19 protein-coding genes are annotated in these 23,006 nt (G+C 65.6%); all 19 read right to left on the reverse strand.

Features of this window, described 5'->3' with window-relative positions; genetic code table 11:
- Nucleotides 1-51 precede the first annotated feature (51 nt).
- Nucleotides 52-876, reverse strand: coding sequence for a pyrroline-5-carboxylate reductase family protein (locus K5X80_RS15100; protein WP_222558531.1), 825 nt, complete (start codon nt 874-876; stop codon nt 52-54).
- Between the two features lie 68 nt (nt 877-944).
- Nucleotides 945-1,454, reverse strand: coding sequence for a type III secretion system chaperone family protein (locus K5X80_RS15105; protein ID WP_222558532.1), 510 nt, complete (start codon nt 1,452-1,454; stop codon nt 945-947).
- Nucleotides 1,455-1,593: 139 nt separating this feature from the next.
- A complete protein-coding gene (locus tag K5X80_RS15110) occupies nt 1,594-3,720 on the reverse strand; it encodes a tetratricopeptide repeat protein (RefSeq protein WP_222558533.1) in 2,127 nt (708 codons plus the stop codon).
- A gap of 188 nt (nt 3,721-3,908) precedes the next feature.
- Nucleotides 3,909-5,516 carry a cell division protein FtsZ gene (ftsZ, locus tag K5X80_RS15115; protein WP_222558534.1) on the reverse strand — a complete coding sequence of 536 codons (1,608 nt, stop codon included), beginning with the start codon at nt 5,514-5,516 and terminating at the stop codon, nt 3,909-3,911.
- A gap of 132 nt (nt 5,517-5,648) precedes the next feature.
- Nucleotides 5,649-6,932 carry a cell division protein FtsA gene (gene ftsA, locus K5X80_RS15120; RefSeq protein WP_222558535.1) on the reverse strand — a complete coding sequence of 428 codons (1,284 nt, stop codon included), beginning with the start codon at nt 6,930-6,932 and terminating at the stop codon, nt 5,649-5,651.
- Between the two features lie 2 nt (nt 6,933-6,934).
- The gene (locus K5X80_RS15125) at nt 6,935-7,846 is read right to left on the reverse strand and encodes a cell division protein FtsQ/DivIB (RefSeq protein WP_222558536.1); all 912 of its coding nucleotides are present in this window, start codon (nt 7,844-7,846) and stop codon (nt 6,935-6,937) included.
- A 9-nt stretch (nt 7,847-7,855) separates the two neighbouring features.
- Entirely contained in the window at nt 7,856-8,890 is a 1,035-nt protein-coding gene (locus K5X80_RS15130) for a D-alanine--D-alanine ligase (protein WP_283249183.1), read from the reverse strand.
- Nucleotides 8,860-9,759, reverse strand: a complete 900-nt coding sequence (gene murB / locus K5X80_RS15135) for a UDP-N-acetylmuramate dehydrogenase (protein ID WP_502778664.1) — start codon at nt 9,757-9,759, stop codon at nt 8,860-8,862. The genes K5X80_RS15130 and murB overlap by 31 nt, the downstream gene beginning before the upstream one ends.
- 38 nt (nt 9,760-9,797) lie before the next feature.
- Nucleotides 9,798-11,216 carry a UDP-N-acetylmuramate--L-alanine ligase gene (murC, locus tag K5X80_RS15140; protein WP_222558538.1) on the reverse strand — a complete coding sequence of 473 codons (1,419 nt, stop codon included), beginning with the start codon at nt 11,214-11,216 and terminating at the stop codon, nt 9,798-9,800.
- Entirely contained in the window at nt 11,213-12,397 is a 1,185-nt protein-coding gene (gene murG / locus K5X80_RS15145; protein WP_222558539.1) for an undecaprenyldiphospho-muramoylpentapeptide beta-N-acetylglucosaminyltransferase, read from the reverse strand. Before murG ends, murC begins: the two co-directional genes overlap by 4 nt.
- A complete protein-coding gene (locus tag K5X80_RS15150; RefSeq protein WP_222558540.1) occupies nt 12,394-13,620 on the reverse strand; it encodes an FtsW/RodA/SpoVE family cell cycle protein in 1,227 nt (408 codons plus the stop codon). The genes murG and K5X80_RS15150 overlap by 4 nt, the downstream gene beginning before the upstream one ends.
- The gene (gene murD, locus K5X80_RS15155) at nt 13,617-14,978 is read right to left on the reverse strand and encodes a UDP-N-acetylmuramoyl-L-alanine--D-glutamate ligase (protein ID WP_261390561.1); all 1,362 of its coding nucleotides are present in this window, start codon (nt 14,976-14,978) and stop codon (nt 13,617-13,619) included. Before murD ends, K5X80_RS15150 begins: the two co-directional genes overlap by 4 nt.
- Nucleotides 14,975-16,045 carry a phospho-N-acetylmuramoyl-pentapeptide-transferase gene (gene mraY / locus K5X80_RS15160; RefSeq protein ID WP_222558542.1) on the reverse strand — a complete coding sequence of 357 codons (1,071 nt, stop codon included), beginning with the start codon at nt 16,043-16,045 and terminating at the stop codon, nt 14,975-14,977. The genes murD and mraY overlap by 4 nt, the downstream gene beginning before the upstream one ends.
- Nucleotides 16,045-17,505 (reverse strand): UDP-N-acetylmuramoyl-tripeptide--D-alanyl-D-alanine ligase, encoded by a 1,461-nt coding sequence (locus K5X80_RS15165; protein WP_283249184.1) that lies wholly within the window; start codon nt 17,503-17,505, stop codon nt 16,045-16,047. The genes mraY and K5X80_RS15165 overlap by 1 nt, the downstream gene beginning before the upstream one ends.
- Nucleotides 17,505-18,989 (reverse strand): UDP-N-acetylmuramoyl-L-alanyl-D-glutamate--2,6-diaminopimelate ligase, encoded by a 1,485-nt coding sequence (locus tag K5X80_RS15170; protein WP_222558544.1) that lies wholly within the window; start codon nt 18,987-18,989, stop codon nt 17,505-17,507. Before K5X80_RS15170 ends, K5X80_RS15165 begins: the two co-directional genes overlap by 1 nt.
- Nucleotides 18,986-20,713: a peptidoglycan D,D-transpeptidase FtsI family protein gene (locus K5X80_RS15175; RefSeq protein WP_222558545.1), complete on the reverse strand. Its 1,728-nt coding sequence runs from the start codon at nt 20,711-20,713 to the stop codon at nt 18,986-18,988. The genes K5X80_RS15170 and K5X80_RS15175 overlap by 4 nt, the downstream gene beginning before the upstream one ends.
- Nucleotides 20,710-21,243, reverse strand: coding sequence for a hypothetical protein (locus K5X80_RS15180; protein ID WP_283249321.1), 534 nt, complete (start codon nt 21,241-21,243; stop codon nt 20,710-20,712). Before K5X80_RS15180 ends, K5X80_RS15175 begins: the two co-directional genes overlap by 4 nt.
- The gene (gene rsmH / locus K5X80_RS15185; protein ID WP_222558547.1) at nt 21,243-22,187 is read right to left on the reverse strand and encodes a 16S rRNA (cytosine(1402)-N(4))-methyltransferase RsmH; all 945 of its coding nucleotides are present in this window, start codon (nt 22,185-22,187) and stop codon (nt 21,243-21,245) included. The genes K5X80_RS15180 and rsmH overlap by 1 nt, the downstream gene beginning before the upstream one ends.
- Entirely contained in the window at nt 22,184-22,684 is a 501-nt protein-coding gene (locus K5X80_RS15190) for a division/cell wall cluster transcriptional repressor MraZ (protein ID WP_222558548.1), read from the reverse strand. Before K5X80_RS15190 ends, rsmH begins: the two co-directional genes overlap by 4 nt.
- Between the last annotated feature and the right edge of the window lie 322 nt (nt 22,685-23,006).

Here is a 23,006-nt window from a genome sequence, read left to right on the forward strand (position 1 = left end):
CCGAGGGAACCCCCGCGAAAATTACAATTGTTACAATTGACCCTGAAGGCCTCAGTTGCCGGGGCTTCCGCCCTGCTCCGCCCGGGCCGCGGCGGCCATTTCCGCCCCGCGATCGCGCGCCGCCTTCAACGTGGCTTCGATCAGATCGGCAAAGAGGCCTTCGGCATCCATCACCTGCAAACCGGCCGCCGTCGTTCCGCCGGGGCTGGTCACCCGCCGGGCGAGTTCCCCTGGCGACACATCGGAGCTGGCAGCCAGAGCCGATGCCCCTTCCACCATCGCAATGGCGAGGCGCCCGGCTTCGGCGGATGGCATGCCCAACCGCTCGGCCCCGGCCGCCAGCGCATCGATGAAGCGATAGACGAATGCCGGGCCGGAGCCCGCCAGCGCCGTCACCAGATCGAACAGGCTCTCGTCGATCCACTCACTCGTGCCGAGCGGCGCCATGAAATCGGTGAGCGCGGCTTTTGCCGCATCGTCAGCCCCCACGGCGGCCAGCGCCACCGGAGATTTGCCCAAAGCAGCGGCGAGATTCGGCATCATCCGCACATGGGCGGCCGCGCGCGGAAACCGCGCGGCGAGACTGGCAAGTTCGACCCCGGCCATCATCGAAATGACCGTCACCCCTGCGCCGGCCAGCGGCTCCACCCCTTGCGCGACTTCGCCGAACACTTGCGGCTTCACCCCCAGCAGGATGGTGTCGAACCGGGCATCGGGCAGTTCGCGCAGCAAAGTCACGCCTTCCGGCGCTGCGGGCAGGACGGGATCGACAATAGTGAAACGGCCGGGCGGAACGCCGCCTGCCAGCCAACCGGCCAGCAGGGCCCCGCTCATGTTGCCGCAACCGACGAGGAGGATCGAATGGAAAGTAGTCATCACAGCATCGACTGATCCAGCGGCACCGCGCAGTCAAGCCCTGCCTGTGCAAGGCCGCCCGCTTGCGGTCAGGCTTCGCCTGCCGGATCGACCAGCGCGCTGTCGAGCGCGTCGGCGGGGCTCTTGTCTCCCCACAGGACGAACTGGAACGCGGGGTAGAACCGGTCGCATTCGCTGACCGCCGCTTCGACGATGGCCTGCGCCTGCCCCAGGCTGAGGAGTCCATCGTCCCCCAGCATCATGCCATGCCGGTAAAGGAGCACGCCGCCATTCGACCAGATATCGAAATGGCCGAGCCAGAGCTGTTCGTTCACCAGCGCCAGCAGTTCGAACATTTCCCGCCGCTTGGTCTGGGGCACGCGCACATCCGGCAGGCACAGCAATTGCAGCACCCGGTCTTCGGAACGCCAGATCCCACGCAGCTGATAATTGGCCCAGCTGCCCTGTATTTCGCCCGAAATCTCATCTTCGCCGACGAAATCGCACGGCCAGCCGCGCGCTTCGAACAGTTGCACGAGCATTTCAACGGGCGCCGCGTCCTCGTCCTCCCGGTCGAATGCTCGTCCGTCTGTCCTCATTGTCCGCACCTTGTTCTTCCGCCTTCCCTGCATCGATGCGCCGCGAGAGCCGCCAATCGCAATGGAATGGCATCATGGCGCTGGGCAAAACTCGATAAGCCTGTTCAAAAGCTGTGCACAAGCCACGCAGCATGGCGGCTCAGCGCGCCGGCAACGCTTTCACTTCCTCGCCTTCGCTGCTGGTGAAGACGAAAGAATCCAGCCCGTCCTTCTTGAGCTTGTTGACGAAAACGCGCGCTTCCGCGGCATTGGGGAAAGGCCCGGTCAGCAGGCGGTTGCTCTGGCCCCACACCGCCACGTGAGGTTTCTGACCCTTGAACAGGTCCGCATTGGCCCGGGTCATCCGCCGCCAGTCGAAGCCGAGCGCACCGACATCGCGCCCTGTCGCCACCTGGACCCATACACGGCTGGGCTGCGCGGGCGGCTTGGGCTTGGCGTCCTTCTTCGCATCCTTCTGGGCTTTGGCTGCGGTGGCGGATTTGGTGTCTTTCGCGCCTCTGGCTGGCGCTTCCCTCGCCGATGGTGTGGCGGTGGCAGGCGGCTTCGCTTCCACCGCCGTTTCCCGCGCGGCAGGCACTTCGTCACGGCGGGGGGTGATCCGGGTAATGTCCACCGCTCCCGGCGCGCGTTGCACGGCTGTCGGCAGCGCGAAATCGGCAAAGGCATCCGCCAGATTCACCGGCGCGGACGGAGCGACAGGCTGCGTGGGCGCGGGGGGCGATGCCGGAGCCGATGGCGCGGCATACCCTTGCGCCGGTTCCGCTCCACCGGCGGCGGGCGGATTTGCCGCGACAGCGGATGGCGGCGCGGCGGCAAGCGCCTGGGCCGTTCCCTCCTGCAAAGTGGGGCCGTAGGGTTGCGCCGCTGGCGCTGCGGTTGCCGCTGGGACCGGGGCCGACAGGGCCGTCGCGGCCGGCGCGGGTGTCGGAGCCGCCTGCTGTTGCAGCACCGCGCCATAGGCCGTGCGCGAGGCCGTGCTATCAGGCGCATTGCCGTAACTGGCGATGGCCGCGTCGCCCGCGCGCCCGCCCCCCGCAGCAGCGGCTTGGCTGGGCGCGGGATAGTCCGGGGCTACGCGGCTGACAGGCTGGGTTGCCTGTGAACTGGCCACGCCTGCCACTGGCGCCGCGCCGCTGGGGACAGGCTGCACAACCGGTTGCGACTGTGTCACGCTTTGCGCAGCAAACGCGGTGGCCTGCCCTTGCGACACGGCAGGCAATTCGCCTGTCGGCCTCGCGGCGGCCGTTGGCGGGGGCGCGTAAGCCGCTGCTGCCTGCTGGGGCGCAGCCGCCGCTTGCGCCGACACGGGCGGCAATTCCCGCGCGCGCCGTCCGTTTGCGGCTTGCGCCGGGGACACGGCGGCCACTTGCCGGGCGCGGCTGCTCGCACGGGTGGTCTTCGCCGGCTTTTCCGCATCCGCTTTCCGGCCGAAGGGTTCGCCCGCCGGAACCAGCGCGGATTGCGGCGCTGCTGCCGGAGCCACCACCGCCGCGACTTGCGCAGGGCGCCTGGTGGTGTTGCTGGCATACTTCGCAGCGCGCGGATCCTGCTTGCCGATCTGGGCCACGGCCGGGAATTGCCCGAAATTGGCGGCCGCTGCCTGCTGTGCCGGAGTCAGGCGCGGCATATATCGCAGATAGGGGGCGATCTTGGACGCCATCGCGCGCGGCATCACCTGATCGGCAATCTTTTGCGCTTCCTTGGCATCGCCGCTGATTGCCAGCACGAAAGCCCGGGCGCGATAGGCGGCAAGGTCCTGCTTCTGCAACAGCGGCAGCAGGGCCGCCTCTGCCCCGCCCCGGTCGCCGGAGATCGCCAGGCTGACGGCAAGGCGGCGGGTGACTTCCGGATTCGGGCCCAGCGCAAGCGCCTTGCGGTAAAATGTTTGGGCGGAGCCAGTGTCGCCCACCAGATCGTAGGCCAGGCCGCGATCGCCTGCGAGAACGGCTGGCGCCGCCCCCGCCCGCTCCGCCTCTTCGAACATGAGCAGGGCATCGTAAGGGTTTTCGCTGCGCACATAGGCCGCGCCCAACCCGGCCTGCGCCCGCGCATTGCCCGGATCGACGGCATCGGCCCGGCTGAAGAACCCGACCGCCGCATCGACATCGCCTATTTCCAGCGCGGCAAACCCCGCATCGACCAGCGCCGTGGCATCGCGGGAATTGGAGGCCAGCCGCTGCAAAGCCGAATTGAGCGCGCTTGTCCCCCGCGATGACGGCACGGGCTGGACAACTTCACGGGATACCATCGGGCCCGCTTGCGCCACGGCCTGTTGCCCAGAAGCAAAGCCTGCCGCTGCAATGAGCAGAGCGGACGCGCTGCGGCAGAGGCGCGCGCGGAGATATGTATCGAAATTGCGCAATCGAACCTTCGCTTCCGCCCGAACTCTCCCTTCAGGCTGCGGCCCTGCCTATCCGCGCCCGGATGAACCGGGCGCGAACAGACATGGGAAAGCTACTGGTTGTTCTGGCGGCCGAGGAAGCGCGGGATGTTGAGCGCCGAACCACCGGCATCGTCATCATCGTCCGCCCCGTTCCGTGCGTTGCGCGAAAGATTGGCCATCCGCTCGAACAGAGTGCTGCCACCGGCCTGTGCGGGCTTCGCAGCGGCAGGGGCCGCCGCCGGAGCCGGCGCTGCTGCTGGCGGGCTGGCCGGCCGATCGCCCTGCGCCAGACGATCGGCATTGTTCAGCAGCCCGTCATTCACCAGATTGCCAAGGCCATTGGCATGCGAATCGGCCGCCGGGGCCGAAGCGGGCGCTCCGGCAGGCTCATCCGCATCCAGTGCGAAAGTCAGTTCGAACGGCTCCGCATCGGATTCGGGAGCAGCCTGCGGCTGGGGCTGTTGCCCGTGATTGCCGAAGGCCGCCACACGCGGGGCTTCGTAAGGCTGGGCCACGGGATTTTCCGGGGCGGCGGCAACCGGAGCGGGCGCTTCGAACGAAGGCTGCGGCGCCGGAGCGGGCTGCGCTTCCGCCGCGGCCGGAGCAGCATCGGAGGCCAGTTCGGCATCGGCCGAAAGCGGCATGACCGGACGCTTGGGCGCACGGCCCGCGCCAAGGCTGAGCGGGCGCGACTCCACCCGTGCGGGCGAAGCTTCCTGATCGATACCGGTCGCGACCACCGACACGCGGACCTTGCCCGCCAGATCGGGATTGAACGCCGAACCCCAGATAATGTTAGCATCCGGATCGACGAGTTCGCGAATGTGATTGGCCGCTTCGTCGACTTCGAGCAGCTTCATGTCGTCGCCGCCGATGATCGAGATGATCACGCCCTTGGCGCCGGTCATCGACACACCGTCGAGCAGCGGGTTGGCGATGGCGCGTTCGGCGGCTTCCAGCGCACGATTTTCGCCTTCGCCTTCGCCGGTGCCCATCATCGCCTTGCCCATCTCGCTCATCACCGAACGCACGTCGGCGAAATCGAGATTGATGAGACCCGGCATCACCATCAGGTCGGTGATAGAGCGGACGCCCTGCTGGAGCACTTCGTCGGCCAGCTCGAACGCTTCCTTGAAAGTCGTTTCAGCCTTGGCGACGAGGAACAGGTTCTGGTTCGGAATGACGATCAGCGTATCGACATGCTTCTGCAATTCCTCGATCCCGGCGTCGGCCGAACGCATCCGGCGCGATCCTTCGAACAGGAACGGCTTCGTCACCACGCCCACCGTCAGCACGCCCTTGCGGCGCGCGACTTCCGCGATCACCGGCGCGGCGCCGGTGCCAGTGCCGCCGCCCATACCGGCGGCGATGAAACACATGTTCACGCCTTCGAGAGCGCGCTCAAGCTCCTCCACCGTTTCTTCGGCGGCCGCGCGGCCCACTTCGGGGCGCGAACCGGCACCGAGGCCCTGCGTGATATCCGGCCCCAACTGGATGCGCGTTTCCGCGATCGAATTGTTGAGCGCCTGCGCATCGGTGTTGGCAACAACGAAGTCCACGCCTTCGATCTGCGCCTGGATCATGTTGGCGATGGCGTTGCCGCCCGCGCCACCAACGCCGATCACGGTGATCCGGGGGCGGAGTTCATCGACAGACGGCGGGCCGATATTAATGCTCATAATGCTCCCTCCAAGGAGACGAAAACGTATGAATCCACTTGATCGTGCTTGTGCCACAAAGCGAATCGCACGTGCAAAGCGTAATTACCCTTTTCCACAAGCCACAGCGGTGCAGACGGCACAAACCACCGATCAGAAGTACTCCTTCAAGGCCCCGAACACCCGGTCGACGAGTCCGAAACCCGAATAGGACCGCGCCGGCTGGTGTTTTGGGCCCACCGAACGGATATCGACCGGCGCGGCGGCCGCGTAAAGGACGAGGCCCGCCAAAGTGGCGAATCCAGGGACGGAATGTGCTTCGGGCAAGCCGCGCAGTGCAGGTGGCCGGCCGATCCGCACCGGCTTGCCCAGCGCATTCTGCGCATAATCCGCAATCCCGGCCAGTTCCGCACCGCCGCCGGTCAGCACCACCTGGTGCCCGCGCGGCCCGGCGAAGCCCATATCCTTCAGCGCCTTGCCCACTTCCTTCATCAGAAGGTCCAACTGCCCGGTAATCACCGAAATCAGTTCGGCCCGGGGAATCCGGTTCTTGTCGTCGGCGTGGCGGGCCAGCGGGATATCCTCCGCCTCCCCCGGTCCGGCGACGGGAATCATCTCGCGATGATCGGCCGGGCTGGCGATGGCCGAGCCGGAAACGCATTTGAGCCGTTCGGCCTGGAAGCGGCGGATACCGAAAGCCGAAGCGATCGCATCGGTGATATCGCCCGATCCCAGCGGGATCGCGGTCATCCCCAGCAGCATTCCGCCCGCATAGACCGAGACATTGGTTACTTCGCCGCCGAATTCGACCAGTGCCACGCCGAGTTCGCGTTCTTCATGGCTGAGGCAGGCATAACCGGCGGAAACCGGCGATCCGACCACCCCTTCCACTTCGAGGTGGGCGTTCTGCACCGCTTCGGTGATATTCCGGATCGGCGCGCCATCGGCCATCATGACATGGATATCGACCCCCAGCCGTTCGGCGTGGAGCCCTTTGGGATTGGCGACACCGTGCGCCCCGTCCAGCGTATAATGGGCAGGCTGCGCGTGCAGCACCATCCGCCCATCGGGCTGGATCGCTTCGCGCCCGGCAGCCAGCAGCCGCTCGATATCGTCTTCCTCGATCCGGCGGCCGCCTATATCGATTTCCACTTCGGCGATACGGCTGGAAAGCCCCGCGCCGGAACAGCCGATCCACACGTTCGACACGCTGGTGTTGGCGATCCGTTCCGCCCGTTCGAGCGCATCGCGCACGGCATAAGTGGCGGCGGCCATATCGGTGACATAGCCGCGCTTGATCCCCTGCGCGGCACGGTGCCCCGAACCGAGCACGATCATTTCGCCGGTTTCCGAAAGCCCGGCGATCATCGCCGAAACCCGGAACGAGCCGATGTTGATCGCGCCGAAAACGCGGGTGATGCGCGGCGTCGCGGCCATGCTTACTTGCGCTCCTTGGCGTTCGCCGCCAGTTCCTGCGAACGGCCCGGAATCCGCATGTAGATCCGCTCGGGCGCCCGCATATCGAAAATCGCCACCTTGCCCCCCAGCAGGCGATTGACGCCATCCAGCCGGGCGAAGGAGATCAGCGCCGTGGCCGAAGGCTTTTCCCCCTGCGGCAGAGCCAGCACCTGCCCGGTCTTGAACGTCAGGTTCCAGCGCCGGTTGCCGATCCATTCGGCTTCGGTGACCTGCGGTTTGAGCGCCGGCGCGGCGTCCAGCAGGCGTGTCAGATCGGGCACCTGATAAGCCGCGCCCGGCCCGGATACGATCAGCCGCCCCTTGGCCGCCGCGACCGAAATCGGTTCCAGTTCGGCGCCGGTCCCATCGATCAGCACCAGCCTGTCGGACTTGCGCAGCACGGCATGGGGTTCGCGTTCGACGATGTCGACCACCAGCGTATCGGGCAACTGGCGCGAAACCCGCGCATCCTTGACCCAGCTCAGGCCCAGCAGATCGCTGCGCACGGCGGCCACATCGACCAGCGGCATGGCCCGGTCACGCTCGCCCAGAACACGCTCATAGACTTTGAGTTCGTTCATGTGTTCGACCCCGCGCACTTCGACGCGGCGCACTTCGAAACCGGCGTTGGCGGCAACGCCAGCCATCTGCGCCTGCGCCAGCGCGGGCACGCCCGCCAGACTGGCCACGATCCAGACCAGCCCTGCCAATGCGGCAAAAATCAGGATCAGGAACACGCGATGAAGCTGTTCCTCGGTGAACGGCAGCCAGCGCATCGCGGCGTCCAGAGCGGTGCCGGTCTGCGCTTTCGCCTTGTCGACCTTACGCGCGGTGCCGCGCGCCGCCGCCGATCGGCGTACGCCCTTGCCACCACGCTTGATCGTCTGGGCCATCGGTTCCCCCTACCCGTTCCTGCCGGACCGTTCCCCATCGGCCCCGTCTGCCTTGCCGCCTGTTCTGGCCAGAGCATCGGCAATGATCGCTTCGACCAGTTCGCCATAGGCCATTCCGCAATACTTTGCCTGCTCGGGCACGAGGCTGAGCGGAGTCATCCCCGGCTGCGTGTTCACTTCCAGCAGGAACAGCCCCTGTTCGCCTTGTTCGTCGTCCCAGCGGAAGTCCGAACGGCTGGTGCCCGCGCAGCCCAGCGCCTTGTGCGCCTGCACCGCGTAGCTCTTGCACAGGTCCGCAATGTGTTCGGGAATCTGCGCCGGGCAGACATGCTCGGTCATGCCGTCGGTATATTTGGCATCGAAATCGTAGAAGCCCGACTTGGGCACCAGTTCCGTCACCGTCAGCGCGCGCGGACCATCCGGCCCGGCAATCACCGCCACGGTCAGTTCGTGCCCCTTGATGTAGGGTTCGGCCAGCAGTTCCTCGAATTCCTGCCATGGGCCGCGCACGTCGCGGCTGATCGGATTGCCGTAATTGCTGTTCGCCGTGACGATAGCGACGCCGACCGAAGACCCTTCGTTGACCGGCTTCAGCACATAAGGCCGGGCCAGCGGATCGGCGGCGTGCAGTTCGTCCCGATGAACCACGCGTCCACCCGGCATCGGGATGCCATGCGGCACCAGCGCCTGTTTGGTCAGTTCCTTGTCGATCGCGATGACCGAAGTCGCCAGGCCCGAATGGGTATAGGGGATGCCCATCAGATCGAGCATGCCCTGCACTGTGCCGTCTTCCCCCGGCACGCCGTGCAGTGCGTTGAACACCACATCGGGCGCCGCTTCGGCCAGCCGCGCGGCAACCGAATGATCCATATCGATCCGCGTCACCTTATGGCCGCGTTCTTCCAACGCCTCGGCCACGCCTTCGCCGCTCATCAGCGAGACTGGCCGTTCGTTCGACCAACCGCCCATCAGCACGGCGATATGGAGTTTGGCCAAAGGGGGTCTGGAAGCCGTCACGGTCTGCCTACTCTCTGAATTTCCCATTCCAGGCTCACGCCCTGGGTTGCGTTCACCCGCTGGCGCACTTCTTCGCCCAGCGCTTCGATATCGGTACTGGTCGCAGTGCCGGTGTTGATGAGGAAATTGGTGTGTTTTTCGCTCACCTGCGCGCCGCCCACGGTAAGCCCGCGGCACCCCGCCGCATCGACCAGACGCCACGCCTTGTCACCCGGCGGGTTCTTGAACGTCGATCCGCCGGTCTTGGAGCGTAGCGGCTGGCTTTCCTCGCGCGCGGCGGCGATCCGATCCATCTCGGCCGCGATGGCATCGCGTTCACCCGGCTGCCCGCGAAACCGCGCGGCCACCACCACTGCCCCTTCGGGTAGTGCCGAATGACGATAGGTGTATTGCATATCCTTCGCCGGCAGAGTGATCAGCGCGCCATCGGCCAGCACGACATCGCAATCGACCAGGATATCCGCCACTTCGCGGCCATAAGCGCCGCCGTTCATCCGCACGAAGCCGCCTACCGTGCCCGGGATGCCGCGCAGGAATTCCAGCCCTGCGATACCCGCGTCGCGCGCGGTCGAGGCCACCAGAATACCGCTCGCCCCACCCCCGCATTCGAGCACGCAATCGCCCAGATCGTGCACTTGCGCGAACGCCTTGCCCAGGCGCACGACGATACCGGGCACGCCGCCATCGCGCACGATAAGATTGGACCCCAGCCCCAGCGCCATCAGCGGCATAGTACCGTTCACAAGGCCGAGAAATTCGGTGAGATCGGCCAGATCGGCCGGTTCGAACAGCCAGTCGGCCGCCCCGCCCGCCTTGAACCAGACAAGCGGCGCCAGCGGCGCGTTGGCCGTCAGCTTGCCGCGCACCATATCCGGCGCGATGCGGGGTGCGGCCATTGCGCCGCTGTCCATCAGCCAATCGTTCGGCTGCATGCTCATCCCCGGCGCTCTGCAATCGCGGGGGCGAGACCCGCCGCCCATTTGGTGATGTCGCCCGCCCCGAGGCAGACGACAAGATCACCCGGTTCCAGCAACGGGGCCAGCGCATCGGCCAGCGCATCCGGTCCGCCGATGCCCGCCGCGCTGCGATGCCCCTGTGCCTTGAGCCCTCCGATCAGAGCGCTGCTGTCGACCCCTTCGATCGGCTGTTCGCCCGCCGGATAGACCGGAGCGGCAAAGACCATATCGGCATCGTTGAAGCAGTTCTGGAATTCCTGCATCAGATCGCGCAGCCGGGTGAAACGATGCGGCTGCACCACCGCGATGACCCGGTTGCCCGCAGCTTCGCGCGCGGCGGACAACACCGCGCGGATTTCCACCGGATGATGGGCGTAATCGTCGATCACGGTGGCCACACCGGTATCGAGCGCTATTTCGCCCACGCGGGTGAAGCGGCGGCGCACCCCGCCGAATTTGGCGAAACCGCCGCGGATCACCTCGTCGGGGCAGCCCATTTCCACCGCGACAGCCACAGCCGCCAGCGCGTTCTGCACATTGTGCCGCCCCGGCATCGGCAGCTCGATCCCTTCGATCCGCCGCTCCGCCCCGTCGCGATCGCGGATCGACACGTCGAACCTGTTGCCGCCGACATGAGGAGTGACGTTTTCGCCGCGCACGTCCGCCTGCAGCGAGAAACCGTATGTCACCACACGCCGGTCGCGCACGCGACCGACCACGGCCTGCACTTCGGGGTGGTCGATGCACAGGATCGCCGCGCCATAGAACGGCACGTTCTCGATAAATTCGACAAAGGCCTTCTTGACCACTTCGAACGAACCATAGTGGTCGAGATGTTCGGGATCGATATTGGTCACCACCGCAATCGTTCCGTCCAGCCGCAGGAAACTGCCGTCGCTTTCGTCGGCTTCCACCACCATCCAGTCGCTTGCCCCCAGGCGCGCATTCGAACCGTAGCTTTCGATCACCCCGCCGTTGATGACGGTGGGATCGATGCCGCCCGCGTCGAGCAAAGTGGCGATCATGCTGGTGGTCGTGGTCTTGCCGTGCGTCCCGGCGACGGCAACGGTGTTTTTCAACCGCATCAGTTCGGCCAGCATTTCCGCACGCCGGACAACGGGAATGCGCTGCTCCAGCGCGGCGGCGACTTCGGGATTGTCGCGCTTCACCGCTGTCGAGGTGACGACGACCGCCACCCCTTCCACATTGCTGCGTTCATGACCGATGTGAACCACGATCCCCCGCGCGCGCAGCCGTTCGACCGAGGCGCTCACCGCGATATCGGAGCCTTGCACCTTGTAGCCGAGGTTATGCATCACCTCGGCGATCCCGGACATACCGATCCCGCCGATCCCGACGAAATGGATCGTTCCGATATCGGTGGCCACGCCCTTCATTGCATTTTGTCCCTTGCCAGCGCTTCGCGCCCGGAAGCCGCCGCTTCCCCGCCGCGCACGCGGATCACATCCATCAGCGGCGCACCGCCGAAACTTTCCACCAGATCCGCCAGATCGCGCACGGCATTGGGCCGGCCGCAATTCCACGCCGCATGGGCCGCGTTGGCCAGCGCCTGCGGATGCTGGGCCATGACCTGAATCTGCTTGGCCAGTTCCTTCGCGGTGAACCGGTCCTGCCGGATCGCGCGCGCACCGCCCGCTTTCACCATTTCACGCGTGTTGGCGGCCTGATGATCGTCGGTGGCGATCGGCAGCGGAACGAGGATCGCCGGCCGGCCCACCGCCGTCAGTTCGGCAATGGTCGAAGCGCCCGCACGGCCGATGAAGAGATGCGCATCGGCGAGGCGCGAGGCCATATCCTCGAAATACGTGCCCAGTTCAGCCGGGATATCGTGCCCGGCATAGCGTGCGCGGACCGCTTCAAGATCTTCCGCGCGGCATTGCTGAGTCACTTGCAGCCGTGTGCGCAAGGCGGGCGGCAGCATGGCCAGCCCATCGGGCACCACTTCGGACAGGACCCGCGCGCCCTGGCTGCCACCGGTGACGAGCACGCGCAGCAGGCCATCCTCGGTCAGGGGCGGGAATGGCCGGTCGCGCAGCGCCAGAACTTCGCCCCGCACCGGATTGCCGACGATATGCACCTTGTCCTGGTACTTGTCGGCCAGACGTTCCACTTCGGGATAAGCGGTGGCAACGGCATCCACCCGCCCGGCGAGCAGCCGGTTCACCCGCCCGAGCACGGCGTTCTGTTCATGAATGACACTGGGAATGCGCGCGGACGTGGCCGCCAGCAGGGCCGGCAATGCAGGATAGCCCCCGAAGCCGACCACGGCGCTGGGCTCGAAGCTTTCAAACAGGCGCAGCGCCATGCGCCGCCCTTCCATGATCGCCCGCGTGCCTTTGAGCCACGTCAGCGGGTTTTTGGTGATCCGGCCGGCAGGCAGGACATGAGCCGTCAACGTATCGGGTTTGCCCGGGATCGCGGCGCCGCGTTCATCGGTGATGAGAGCCACGTGGTGGCCGCGGGCCGTCAGCTCCTGCGCCAGAGCGAACGCCGGGATCAGATGCCCGCCGGTGCCCCCGGCCGCCAGCACGAAATGCCGCGTCACTCCGCCGCTCATGCCCCGTCTCCGTTGCTCAGCGCGTGGCGCCAGTCGAATTTTTCCCGGGTGAGAAACGGATTGCGCCGGGTGATCGCCAGCAGGAAGCCGACGGTGAGACACAGGGCGACAGTCGAGGAACCACCATAGCTGATAAGCGGCAAAGTCATGCCCTTCGAAGGAAACAGCTGCAGATTGACCAGAATATTGATGAAGGCTTGCCCGCCCATTTGCGCGGTAAGACCGGCGGCGGCAAGGATCGCGAACAGATCCTCCTCGTCCACCAGCCGGACCAGCACCCGGACGGTGAAAGCCAGATAGAGCAGAACCACCAGCGCGCAAGCCACGAGGCCGAATTCTTCCCCGATGACCGAGAAAATATAGTCGGTATGCGCTTCGGGCAGCGACATCTTGCGAATGCCCAGCCACATCCCGCTGCCCGTCCAGCCGCCGGCGAGCAGCGTCCGGCTGGCGAGATCGACCTGATCGTAGGCCGTGCCACCACCAAGGAAGGCATCGATACGATGGCGGGCGTTGTCATAGAGGAAATAGGTTGCGGTCAACGCCGCCACCCCCGCGCCGATCAGCCAGCCCACACGCTTGACCGGAATGCCCGACAACAGCACGAGCACGAACCACACACCGGCGAACAGGATCGTCGAACCGAAATCCGGCTGCAACATCAGCAGCGCGGCCACCAGCCCCATCAGCGCCGCGCTGATCGCGATCACCGGCAGTTTCGGATCGCGCACCCGCCACGACAAAATCCATGCCAGCCCGATCGCGAAAGCAGGCTTGAGAAATTCCGAAGGCTGAATCGTCAAACCGAGCTTGAGCCAGCGTTTCGCGCCGTTCACTTCGGACCCGACAAGCGGCACCAGAAACAGCAGGAACAGCATGATCCCGCCGAGAAGAATGCCCGCGCGACGGGCGGTTTCGCGCGGCAGCATCGATGCGCCGATCATCGCCAGCAATCCCAGGAACTGCCAGCGCAGATGCATCCAGAAAAAGTACAGATCGGGCAGCTTGACCGAAGAGGTGGACAGGCGATGCGCACTGGCAGGGGATGCCACCGCCACCGCCAGCGAACCGAACGTCATCAACAGAAGCACGATCAACAGCAGCACGCGATCGATCTCGCGCCACCAGATTCTCAACTCGGTGCGTCTGTCGCGGCGCATGCCGACCGGCTTGATCGCTCGGTCGCCCGGCCCCGGAATATAGGGGCGGCTCCCGAGGTTCATGGCACCTGTCGCCCGAACTCTGCGCAAGCATCCTCATCCAGCCCGGCGCCGGTGACGGCTGCGACAAACTGGCGGAAAGCATCGCCGCGCGCTTCATAGTCGCGAAACTGGTCGAAACTGGCGCAGGCGGGGGAAAACAGGACGACATCGCCGGGTCGTGCCATCTCAAACGCCCGCCGCACCGCTTCGCACAGCATTTCCGAACGCTCCACCGGCATGACCGGTTCGAGAATCGAAGCGAACAAAGGTCCGGCTTCGCCGATCGTATAGGCGCGCGCGACATTGCCGAAATGCGCCGCGCATTCGCCAAGGTCGCCGCTCTTGGGCAAGCCGCCGAGTATCCAGTGCACTCTGGGCGCGGGATCGGGCGGATACGCGGCCAGCGCGGGCGCGGTGGATGCCGGATTGGTGGCCTTGCTGTCGTTGACGAACAATATGCCGCCGATTTCGGCGATCCGTTCCATGCGGTGCGTGAGCCCGTTGAAACTGGCGAGCGCCGCGGACCATTGCTCACGCACGATTCCCACGGCTTCGGCCAGAGCCACGGCAATGGCCGCATTCTGGAGATTGTGCGGCCCCTGCAACGATGACCATCCGGGCTGCAGCGCGGCCAATGCCGCAAGATCGGCCTTGAGTGCACATCCCGCCGGGCGGCGGGCCCGTTCCGCTTCGTAGATCGCGCAAGTGGGTTCGTCGTCACAGCCGAAAACGGCGGTGTGGCCGGGCGACTGCATCGCGAACAGCCGCGCTTTCGAAGCCGCGTAGGCATCGAACCCGGCATAACGGTCGAGGTGATCGGGCGTGATATTGGTCAGCGCGGCGGCATCGCAATCGAGCGAATACGTGAGATCAATCTGATAGCTCGACAGTTCCAGCACATAGACGCCGCCATCAGCCAGCGGTGCCTGCCCCATGATCGGCAGACCGATATTGCCGCCCATCAGCACCGGCCGGCCCGCGCTTTCCACGATATGGCGCAGCAATGCCGTGGTCGTCGATTTGCCGTTGGTGCCGGTAATCCCGACGACCTTGTGCGCAGGCAAGGCTGGCCGGGCGAGCGCGAACAGTTCGATATCGCCGATGACCGGCACCCCGGCGGCAGCCGCCTTTTCCGCGATCGGATGCGTGTTGAGCGGCACGCCGGGCGATACCACCACCCCATCGAAGCCCGCCAGATCGATCATCAGCGGGTCCGCCAGTTCGGCCCGGCCTTCCAGCACGGCGCGCGGCTCTTCCTGACGGTCCCATGCGGTGACATGGGCGCCACTGGCGAGCAACGCCTCCACCGTCGCCATCCCCGACCTTGCAAGGCCGAGAACGGCATAGCGTTTGCCTGCAAAGATAGGGGAGGTGATCACCTGAGCTTCAACGTTGCCAGACCAGCCAGCGCCAGAACGATCGAAATGATCCAGAAGCGGATCACCACGGTCGATTCAGCCCAGCCGAGCTGTTCGAAATGATGGTGGATCGGGGCCATACGGAACACCCGTTTGCCCGTGCGCTTGAAGAAGAACACCTGAATGATGACTGAAGCAGCTTCCAGCACGAACAGGCCGCCGACAATAGCGAGAACGATTTCATGGTGCGATGCCACAGCAATCGCGCCCAGCGCCCCGCCCAGCGCCAGACTGCCGGTGTCCCCCATGAACACGGCTGCGGGCGGCGCGTTGAACCACAGGAAGGCAAGCCCCGCGCCCATCACGGCGGCGCAGAAAATCGCCAATTCCCCCGCGCCGGGAACATGCGGAATGCCGAGATAAGCCGAATAGTCGACCCGCCCGACGAGATAGCAGATCAGGGCGAATGTGCCCGCCGCGATCACCACCGGCATGGTCGCCAGACCATCCAGCCCATCCGTCAGATTTACCGCGTTGCCCGCGCCCACAATCACGAAAGCGGCGAAGACATAGTAGAACGGCCCCAGCGGGATCGAGAACCCGGAGATGAACGGCACGTAGAGATTGGTGTTGATCTGGCCGACGATGATCCATGCCGCAATCCCCGCGACGATGAATTCGGCCAGAAGGCGCACCCGGCCCGGCACACCCTTGTGATCCGATTTGCGGACCTTGTCATAATCGTCGAGAAAACCGATCAGCCCGAAGCCGACTGTCACCGCGATGCAGGCCCAGACGAACGGGCTGGTGAGATCCATCCACAGGGCCATGGCCAACAGCAGCGAAATCAGGATCATCAACCCGCCCATGGTGGGCGTGCCGCGCTTCGCCAGATGGGTTTTCGGTCCATCCTCGCGGATCGGCTGGCCCTTGCCCTGGCGGATTCGCAGCATGTTGATGAAGCGCGGGCCGATCACCAGGCCGATAATCAGGGCCGTGATGAGCGTGGCGCCCGCGCGAAAGGTCTGGTACCGCACAAGATTGGCCGGCCCTTCAAATTCAAGCCATTGCGCGATCAGATAGAGCATCAGCCCCCCTTGCCGGAGAAATGTGCGACGAGCCCGGCGAGCCCGACCGAATTGGATCCCTTGACGAGAACGGCATCCCCGCCTTCCAGCCCGAAAGCGGACAGGGCAGCGATGGCCTCGTCAGTATTGGCGCAATGGGCGAAGCGGATCGGCTTGCCAAGCGTGTTTCCCGCGGCTTTCCCCAGTTCCCGCGCGAGAGCGTCCATCTCCGGCCCCACCAGCACGGCGAACTCTGCCCCGGATGCGGCCAGTGGTTCGACAAGGGCGGCATGGAATGCCGGAGTGAAATCGCCCAGTTCCTTCATCGCGCCGAGAACGGCGATCCGCCTGCGGGCAGGCGTCGCCCCCAATTGCGCCAGCGTGGCCCGCATCGAGGCCGGATTGGCGTTGTAGCTCTCATCGATCAGCAACGCGGTGCCGCCATCGTCCAGCGCGATCTGATGGCGCGCGCCGCGCCCGGCAAGACCGGCCATTTCGGCAAGCGAAAGGCCCGCCGCGCCGAGATCGCCGCCCACCGCCCGCACGGTGGCCATGACCGCCAGGGAATTGGCGATCCAGTGATCGCCCCCGGCCGAAACGGTATAGCAGATTCGCGCGTCGCCCATATCGGCGGTCACCAGCGAGCCGCCGTTGCTGGCCGGGACGCTGTCCAGCAGGCGTACATCGGCATGAGCCGCCTTGCCGAAGGAAACGACGTTCGCCCCCAGTGCCACGGCGGCATCGCGCAACCGCTCGAAATAGGGGGTGTCCGCCGGTATCACTGCGGTACCGCCCGGCAGCAGCCCCTGAAAAATCTCTGCCTTGGCGTCGGCGATCGCTTCCTCGCTGCCAAGGTTTTCGATATGCGCCGGGGCGATCGTGGTGATAACCGCGACATGCGGCCGCACCTGGCGGGTCAGCGCGGCGATTTCACCCGCGTGGTTCATTCCCATTTCGAAAATGCCGAACCCGCAATGCATCGGCATCCGGGCCAGACTGAGCGGAACGCCGACATGGTTATTGTAGCTTTTGACCGAACGGTGCGCCCCGCCCCGGCTGGAGCGGTCGAGCGCGGCGAAAATCGCTTCCTTGACCCCGGTTTTCCCGACCGAGCCTGTCACGCCGACAATCCGGGCCCGCGTCCGCTCCCGCGCGGCATGGGCCAGCGCTTCGAGCGCCGCCATGGTGTCGGCAACCAGGACATGCGGTTGCGGGATCGGGCGATCGACCACCGCGGCAATGGCTCCCTTGGCGAAAGCCGCATCGAGGAAGCGATGTCCGTCGGTCGTCTCCCCCTTGAGAGCAAAGAACAGGTCGCCTTCGCGCACATCGCGGGAATCGATTTCAACGCCGGAACAGAGGAAGTCCTCGCTGGCGGTGCCGCCTGTCGCCGCCGCGATCGCTGCGGCATCCCACAGCCCCAGAGGGATCGCCTCGTCCTCGGTGTGAGGCCAGGCCAGCATAGCGGGGTGGGCATTCATCACTTTTCTCCCAGGGGAATGCCCGCGCATTCCCGCGCCACTTTCACATCGTCGAATGGCAGGACGCGGGCATTTTCCCCCCGCCCCACGATCTGCCCCTGTTCATGCCCCTTGCCTGCGACCAGCACGATATCGCCTTCGCCCGCTTCGGCCACGGCGGCGGCGATCGCCTCCCGCCGGTCGGCCACTTCGCGGGCGCCGACCGCCCCTTCCAGCACCATGGCGCGGATCGCGGCCGGATCTTCGCCGCGCGGATTGTCATCCGTCACGATCACGACATCCGAACCGGCCATCGCCGCCGCGCCCATCGGCGCGCGTTTGCCCTGATCCCGGTCGCCCCCGGCCCCGAACACGGTAATCAGCCGCCCCCGGGCATGCGGGCGCAGTGCGGCAATCGCGGCTTCCAGCGCATCGGGCGTGTGCGCATAGTCGATATAGACCGGCGCGCCGCTGGCCGTGATCGCCGCGCGTTCCAGCCGCCCGCGCACCGGCTGCAAGCGCGCCAGCGCATCGAAAGTGCGCCCGGCATCGCCGCCCGTCGCCAGCGCAAGCCCGGCGGACACCAGCGCATTGGCCACCTGGTAGGCACCGATCAGCGGCAGCATCACGACAATCCGCTGCCCATCATAGGACAGTTCGAGCCGCTGCCCCAGTTGTCCGGGCTCGCGGGCGAGCAGGCCGATCCCAGAGGCCCGCTCGCCCACGGTGAACACGCGCAACCCTCTTTTTCGCGCATGTTCACTTGCCTGTTCGGCCCAGCACGCCTCCGTTTCCGAAGGCATGCCCTGGGCGATGACAGCGGTTCCTCCCTCAACAACCACTTCGTCGAACAGGCGCATCTTGGCGGCGAAATACGCGTCCATCGTCCCATGATAATCGAGATGGTCGCGGCTTAGATTGGTGAAGGCCACGGCGGATACGCGCGGGCCTTCGTTGCGGAACTGGGCAAGGCCGTGGCTCGACGCCTCGTAGGCCACATGAGTCACACCTTCGCGGGACAGCCCGCTGAGATTGGCAAGAAACGTGACGATATCCGGTGTCGTCAGCCCGGTGGCGACGGAACCATCGGGCGTGGTCACCCCCAGCGTCCCGATGGAAGCCGCGCGATGGCCCGCCATGTGCCAGAGCTGGCGTGTCATCTCCACGGTGGAGGTCTTACCGTTCGTCCCCGTGACCGCCACGACATGGGCCGGAAACGGTGCGAAGAACGGGGCCGCCAGCGCGGCGAAAGCACGGCGCGGTTCAGCATCGGCGATATGGGCCGCGTTGCCCACCGCGGCTTCGGGCCGGGCAACAACGGCAATCGCCCCGGCCGCGATGGCCGCCGGGATGAAATCTTCCCCGTTGACCGTAGCCCCCTGAAAAGCGCCGAAAACCGTGCCGGGCGCAACCTTGCGATGATCGATGGCAAACCCGGTAACCACCGCATCGGCGTTGCACGAAACGCCATAGCCGCACGCGGTCGCCAGTTCGCCCAGCTTCATTCGCCGCCGCCCCTGTGCACCAGCGGCTTGAGATCGGTGAGATCGATATCGCGCGTGTCATCGGGCATGATGCCCAGCAGCGGCCCCACCCGCGGTACGACTTTGCCCACGATCGGCGCGGCGTTCCAAGCAGCCGTACGCTGATAGGAACTGGCGGCGGTGCCCTGCGGTTCGTCAAGCATCGCCACGATGACATAGCGCGGGCGATCCATCGGGAAGGCGGCTGCGAACGTGGAGATCAGCGAGTGGCGGCGGTATCCGCCCGCGCCCGGCTTTTCCGCCGAACCGGTCTTGCCGCCCAGGCGGAAGCCCGGCGCCTCGGCCTTGCGGCCGGTGCCGTCGGACACGATCATCCGCAGCATCTGGTTCATCCGCGCGCTGGTGGAAGCCTTGAACACCCGGCGGCCGCGCGGTGCATGCCCCGGTTCGATCTTATGCAGTGTCGTCGGGCGCCAGATTCCGCCGTTGACCATCGCCGCATAGGCGGAGGCGAGATGCAGCGGGGTGACGGCGATCCCGTGGCCATAGCTCACCGTCATCGTCCGCAGGCGCGGCCATTCGCCCTTCGGCCAGATCGGGAAGCCGCGCGCGGGCAATTCGATATAGGGGCGCTCGTTCATCCCGAGGTCCGCCATCGTCCGCTTGAGCTGCTTGCCGCCAAGCTGGTCGGCGATCTGCGCCGTCACGATATTGGACGAATGCATCAGCGCTTCGGGCACGTTGAGACTGGCGCCCAGCGGATGGCTGTCGCGGATGCGGAAGCCCCCGATGTGGATCGGCTGGGAGGATTGATACCGCTTGGCCAGATCGTTCACCACACCGGCATCCATGGCCGCCGCGATGCTGAGCGGCTTGAACGTCGAGCCGAGTTCATAGACCTGGTTGGTCACGCGGTTGAACATGTGCCCTGCGCCGGTGGCGTCGATCTTGTTGGGATCGAAAGACGGCAGTGACGCCAAGGCCAGAACTTCGCCCGTGTCGACATCCAGAATGATGCCCGCCGCGCCCACCGCGTTGGTGGCCAGCATGCCTTTTTTCAGTTCGTCTTCCAGCGCGCCCTGCACCCGCGTGTCGATCGACAGAATGGCGGGCTGGCCGCGGCGGGCGGGATCGCTCAACTGCTTGTCGAGCACTTCTTCCATACCGACTTTGCCGTGCCCATCCGCGCTGACATAGCCCAGCACGTGCGCCGCCATCGCCCCCTGGGGATAGAAGCGTTCGGTTTCCTGCGGAATTTCCAGCGCGATTTCGCCGATTCCCTGCACCCGATTGGCCTCTTCGGGCAGCAGGCGCCGGCGCAGATAGCCCGGACGGCCGCTGGCGAGGCGCCGGGTCAGCTGCTGGACATCCATATCGGGGAAAATGCGATGAAGCGCGCGCGCCACTTCGGCGGGCGTTTTCACCAGCGGTGCCCCACCGTCGTTCAGCGCTTCGGGGTTGTACCACAGCGCGTAAGCGGGAAACGCACGAGCCAGAGGAACGCCGTTGCGATCCCTGATCTCGCCGCGTGGCGGCAACAGCGCTTCGCTCAGCGAGCGGCTGGCCGGGGCATCCTGGAACAGGCCGAGGTAGCCGATCCGCAACAGGGCGGCGGCAGCGACGAGCACGAAGCCCAGCACCACCCACAAAACGCGCAGACGCGCGGTGAACAGCGAACGCTGCCGGACATTGACGAGCGCCACGCGGCCGGATGAAATCGCGGTGCTGACGCTCAGGGCTGTCATTCAACAGCCTCCGCCCGGGCGGTGAGGACGATCCGGGCGGCGCCACGGGTCAAGCGGCCCGACAGCGTTTCGCCGCCGCTTTCGCGGTGTTCCATGTGGCGGCGGGGCTGATCGTCGACTTCGGCGGCGAAGGCCTTGCCGGTCAATGGCGAGACCATCGCCGGGAAACCCTGATCGGACTGTTCGGGAATATCGGCGGTGGCGACGCGGATCGGCGCCGGGGCACCGACGGCGCGCGGCGTGCCGAGCGCGGCAAGCTGGCGTTCGTTCTCCAGGAACTGATCGGCGCGCGGGGCGCGATAGCCGAATTCCACCGCATTCCAGTTGGCCAGTTGCTGCTGGCTTGCGCGGGTTTCGAACTCGGTTTCGAGCAGCAGCTTCTCACGCTCCAGCGACACGATCCGGCGTTCGGCAAGGCGCACCTGGCTTTTCACCGAATTGACCTGAAACGTCAGGCCGACGAACAATGTCACGCAGACGGCGAGCATGACAGCCCAGCCGATCGAGCGCAGACGGGCGGAGGGAAGCATCACGCGGCCTCCTTTCTGGCAGGGGCGGAAGTACGGATCGCGGCGCGCAACGTGGCAGAGCGCGCGCGGGGATTGCGGGCGGTTTCCGCATCCGAAGGACGAACGGCCTTGCCCACTGTCGCGAACACGGGCGCGGCGCCATCGTTGGCGGCCGGGAGGTGACGCGAACCGCGCGCCTGCCCGCCCGATGCCTCGCGCAGGTAGCGCTTCACGATGCGATCTTCGAGGCTGTGGAAGCTGACCACGGCCAGTCGCCCGCCTTCGCCCAGCAGATGCTCGGCCGCATCGAGCGCCGCTTCCAGTTCGTCCAGCTCCGCGTTCACATGAATGCGAATGGCCTGGAAGCTGCGAGTAGCCGGATCCTTCGGCGCGCCGGGGCGGTGATTCAACGCCTTGCGCACCACGCGTGCCAGTTCGCCGGTGGTCGTCAACGGACGCGCGGCAACGATCGCGCGGGCGACCCGGCGCGACTGGCGTTCTTCACCCAGTTGAAACAGAACGTCGGCAATCGCTTCTTCCGAAGCCGTGTTGAGGAAATCGGCGGCACTTTCACCTTCCTGGCTCATCCGCATGTCGAGCGGGCCATCCATGGAAAAAGCGAAGCCGCGCTCCGCCTGATCAAGCTGCATTGAAGAAACACCGATATCCATCACAATCCCGTCGACTCGGGTGATTCCCGCGTCTGCGAGGGAAGCAACCATTTCGGAGAAACGACGCGGATGGAGAATGAGCCGCGGCGGATTTTCCACTGTTTCGGGCCATTTTCGCCCTGCGGCGATCGCATCCGGATCACGATCGAACGCATGGACCGTCGCCCCGGCGTCGAGCAGCGCCCGAGTGTACCCCCCGGCACCGAATGTCGCATCCACGATCACATCTCCCGGCCGGGGCGCAAGCGCAGCGATCACTTCATCGAGCAGGACGGGGATATGCGGGGCGTTCATGCCTTCTTCCCCTTGGCCGCGGTGTCCGCTTCGAGCATCTTGCAGGCGGCCTGCGCGCCTTCCCATCCTTCGCCCATGGCGTAGAGTTCGTGCGGGTTCCACAGCGTGAAGAAACTGCCCGCCCCCTGAAAATAGACGCCGCTGTCGAGCCGGCCGAGTTCTGCAAGGAAATCGGGCATGATGAAGCGGCCGCTTTCGTCGAACGGGACTTCGATGAAGCCATAGAGTTGGGAAGCCCGCAGATCGCGGTCGAAATCGCGATTAAGGCGGATCGCGCGTTCTTCTTCACGATCGATCTGGGCTTCGAGTTCGGCGCGGCGGGACAGGCCGAAACCAGTCAGGCAATTCCAGCGTTCATGCTTGGCGAGGCACAGGACGCGGCCTTCGCTCGATTCCTTGACGGCTTTGCGGAAGGAAGGCGGCAGGACAAAGCGGCCCTTCTCGCCACGCAGCGAGAAGCCTTGACCACTGTATCCAAATGGCTGCGCAGCCGCCACGTCGTCGATTCCCCCCGCCTTGGGTCAATCCCTGAACCGCACAAGGCCTCCCCCGCCTGGCCGCGCAGCAGCACGACCAGATCATTCCGCAACACGGAATGCGGCTGGGAACCATGTCCGATATGCCACTCTCATAACCCGGACTTCCAAGGGAAAAAAGGGAAAAACACGGGAAATATGGGGATTTCAAATTAATTGCCTGTTTTAAAAGGGATTCATGCAAAAGCCATCATGGACAGAAAACCCTGTGTTTACATTATGTTCTCCTGAAAAAGGGTGGGTTTTCGCGAATCTAGACCAGCGCCCTATCCAGGCCTGCGAT

This window comes from Caenibius sp. WL (assembly GCF_019803445.1).
Lineage (GTDB): Bacteria > Pseudomonadota > Alphaproteobacteria > Sphingomonadales > Sphingomonadaceae > Caenibius.

Bases quoted from the DNA above. Each gene is read 5' to 3' on its own strand.
- K5X80_RS15100 (WP_222558531.1), bottom strand. From the start codon at position 876: ATGACTACTTTCCATTCGATCCTCCTCGTCGGTTGCGGCAACATGAGC.
- K5X80_RS15105 (WP_222558532.1), bottom strand. From the start codon at position 1,454: ATGAGGACAGACGGACGAGCATTCGACCGGGAGGACGAGGACGCGGCG.
- ftsZ (WP_222558534.1), bottom strand. From the start codon at position 5,516: ATGAGCATTAATATCGGCCCGCCGTCTGTCGATGAACTCCGCCCCCGG.
- ftsA (WP_222558535.1), bottom strand. From the start codon at position 6,932: ATGGCCGCGACGCCGCGCATCACCCGCGTTTTCGGCGCGATCAACATC.
- K5X80_RS15125 (WP_222558536.1), bottom strand. From the start codon at position 7,846: ATGGCCCAGACGATCAAGCGTGGTGGCAAGGGCGTACGCCGATCGGCG.
- K5X80_RS15130 (WP_283249183.1), bottom strand. From the start codon at position 8,890: ATGGGAAATTCAGAGAGTAGGCAGACCGTGACGGCTTCCAGACCCCCT.
- murB (WP_502778664.1), bottom strand. From the start codon at position 9,759: ATGGCCGCACCCCGCATCGCGCCGGATATGGTGCGCGGCAAGCTGACG.
- murC (WP_222558538.1), bottom strand. From the start codon at position 11,216: ATGAAGGGCGTGGCCACCGATATCGGAACGATCCATTTCGTCGGGATC.
- murG (WP_222558539.1), bottom strand. From the start codon at position 12,397: ATGAGCGGCGGAGTGACGCGGCATTTCGTGCTGGCGGCCGGGGGCACC.
- K5X80_RS15150 (WP_222558540.1), bottom strand. From the start codon at position 13,620: ATGAACCTCGGGAGCCGCCCCTATATTCCGGGGCCGGGCGACCGAGCG.
- mraY (WP_222558542.1), bottom strand. From the start codon at position 16,045: ATGCTCTATCTGATCGCGCAATGGCTTGAATTTGAAGGGCCGGCCAAT.
- K5X80_RS15165 (WP_283249184.1), bottom strand. From the start codon at position 17,505: ATGAATGCCCACCCCGCTATGCTGGCCTGGCCTCACACCGAGGACGAG.
- K5X80_RS15170 (WP_222558544.1), bottom strand. From the start codon at position 18,989: ATGAAGCTGGGCGAACTGGCGACCGCGTGCGGCTATGGCGTTTCGTGC.
- K5X80_RS15175 (WP_222558545.1), bottom strand. From the start codon at position 20,713: ATGACAGCCCTGAGCGTCAGCACCGCGATTTCATCCGGCCGCGTGGCG.
- K5X80_RS15180 (WP_283249321.1), bottom strand. From the start codon at position 21,243: ATGCTTCCCTCCGCCCGTCTGCGCTCGATCGGCTGGGCTGTCATGCTC.
- rsmH (WP_222558547.1), bottom strand. From the start codon at position 22,187: ATGAACGCCCCGCATATCCCCGTCCTGCTCGATGAAGTGATCGCTGCG.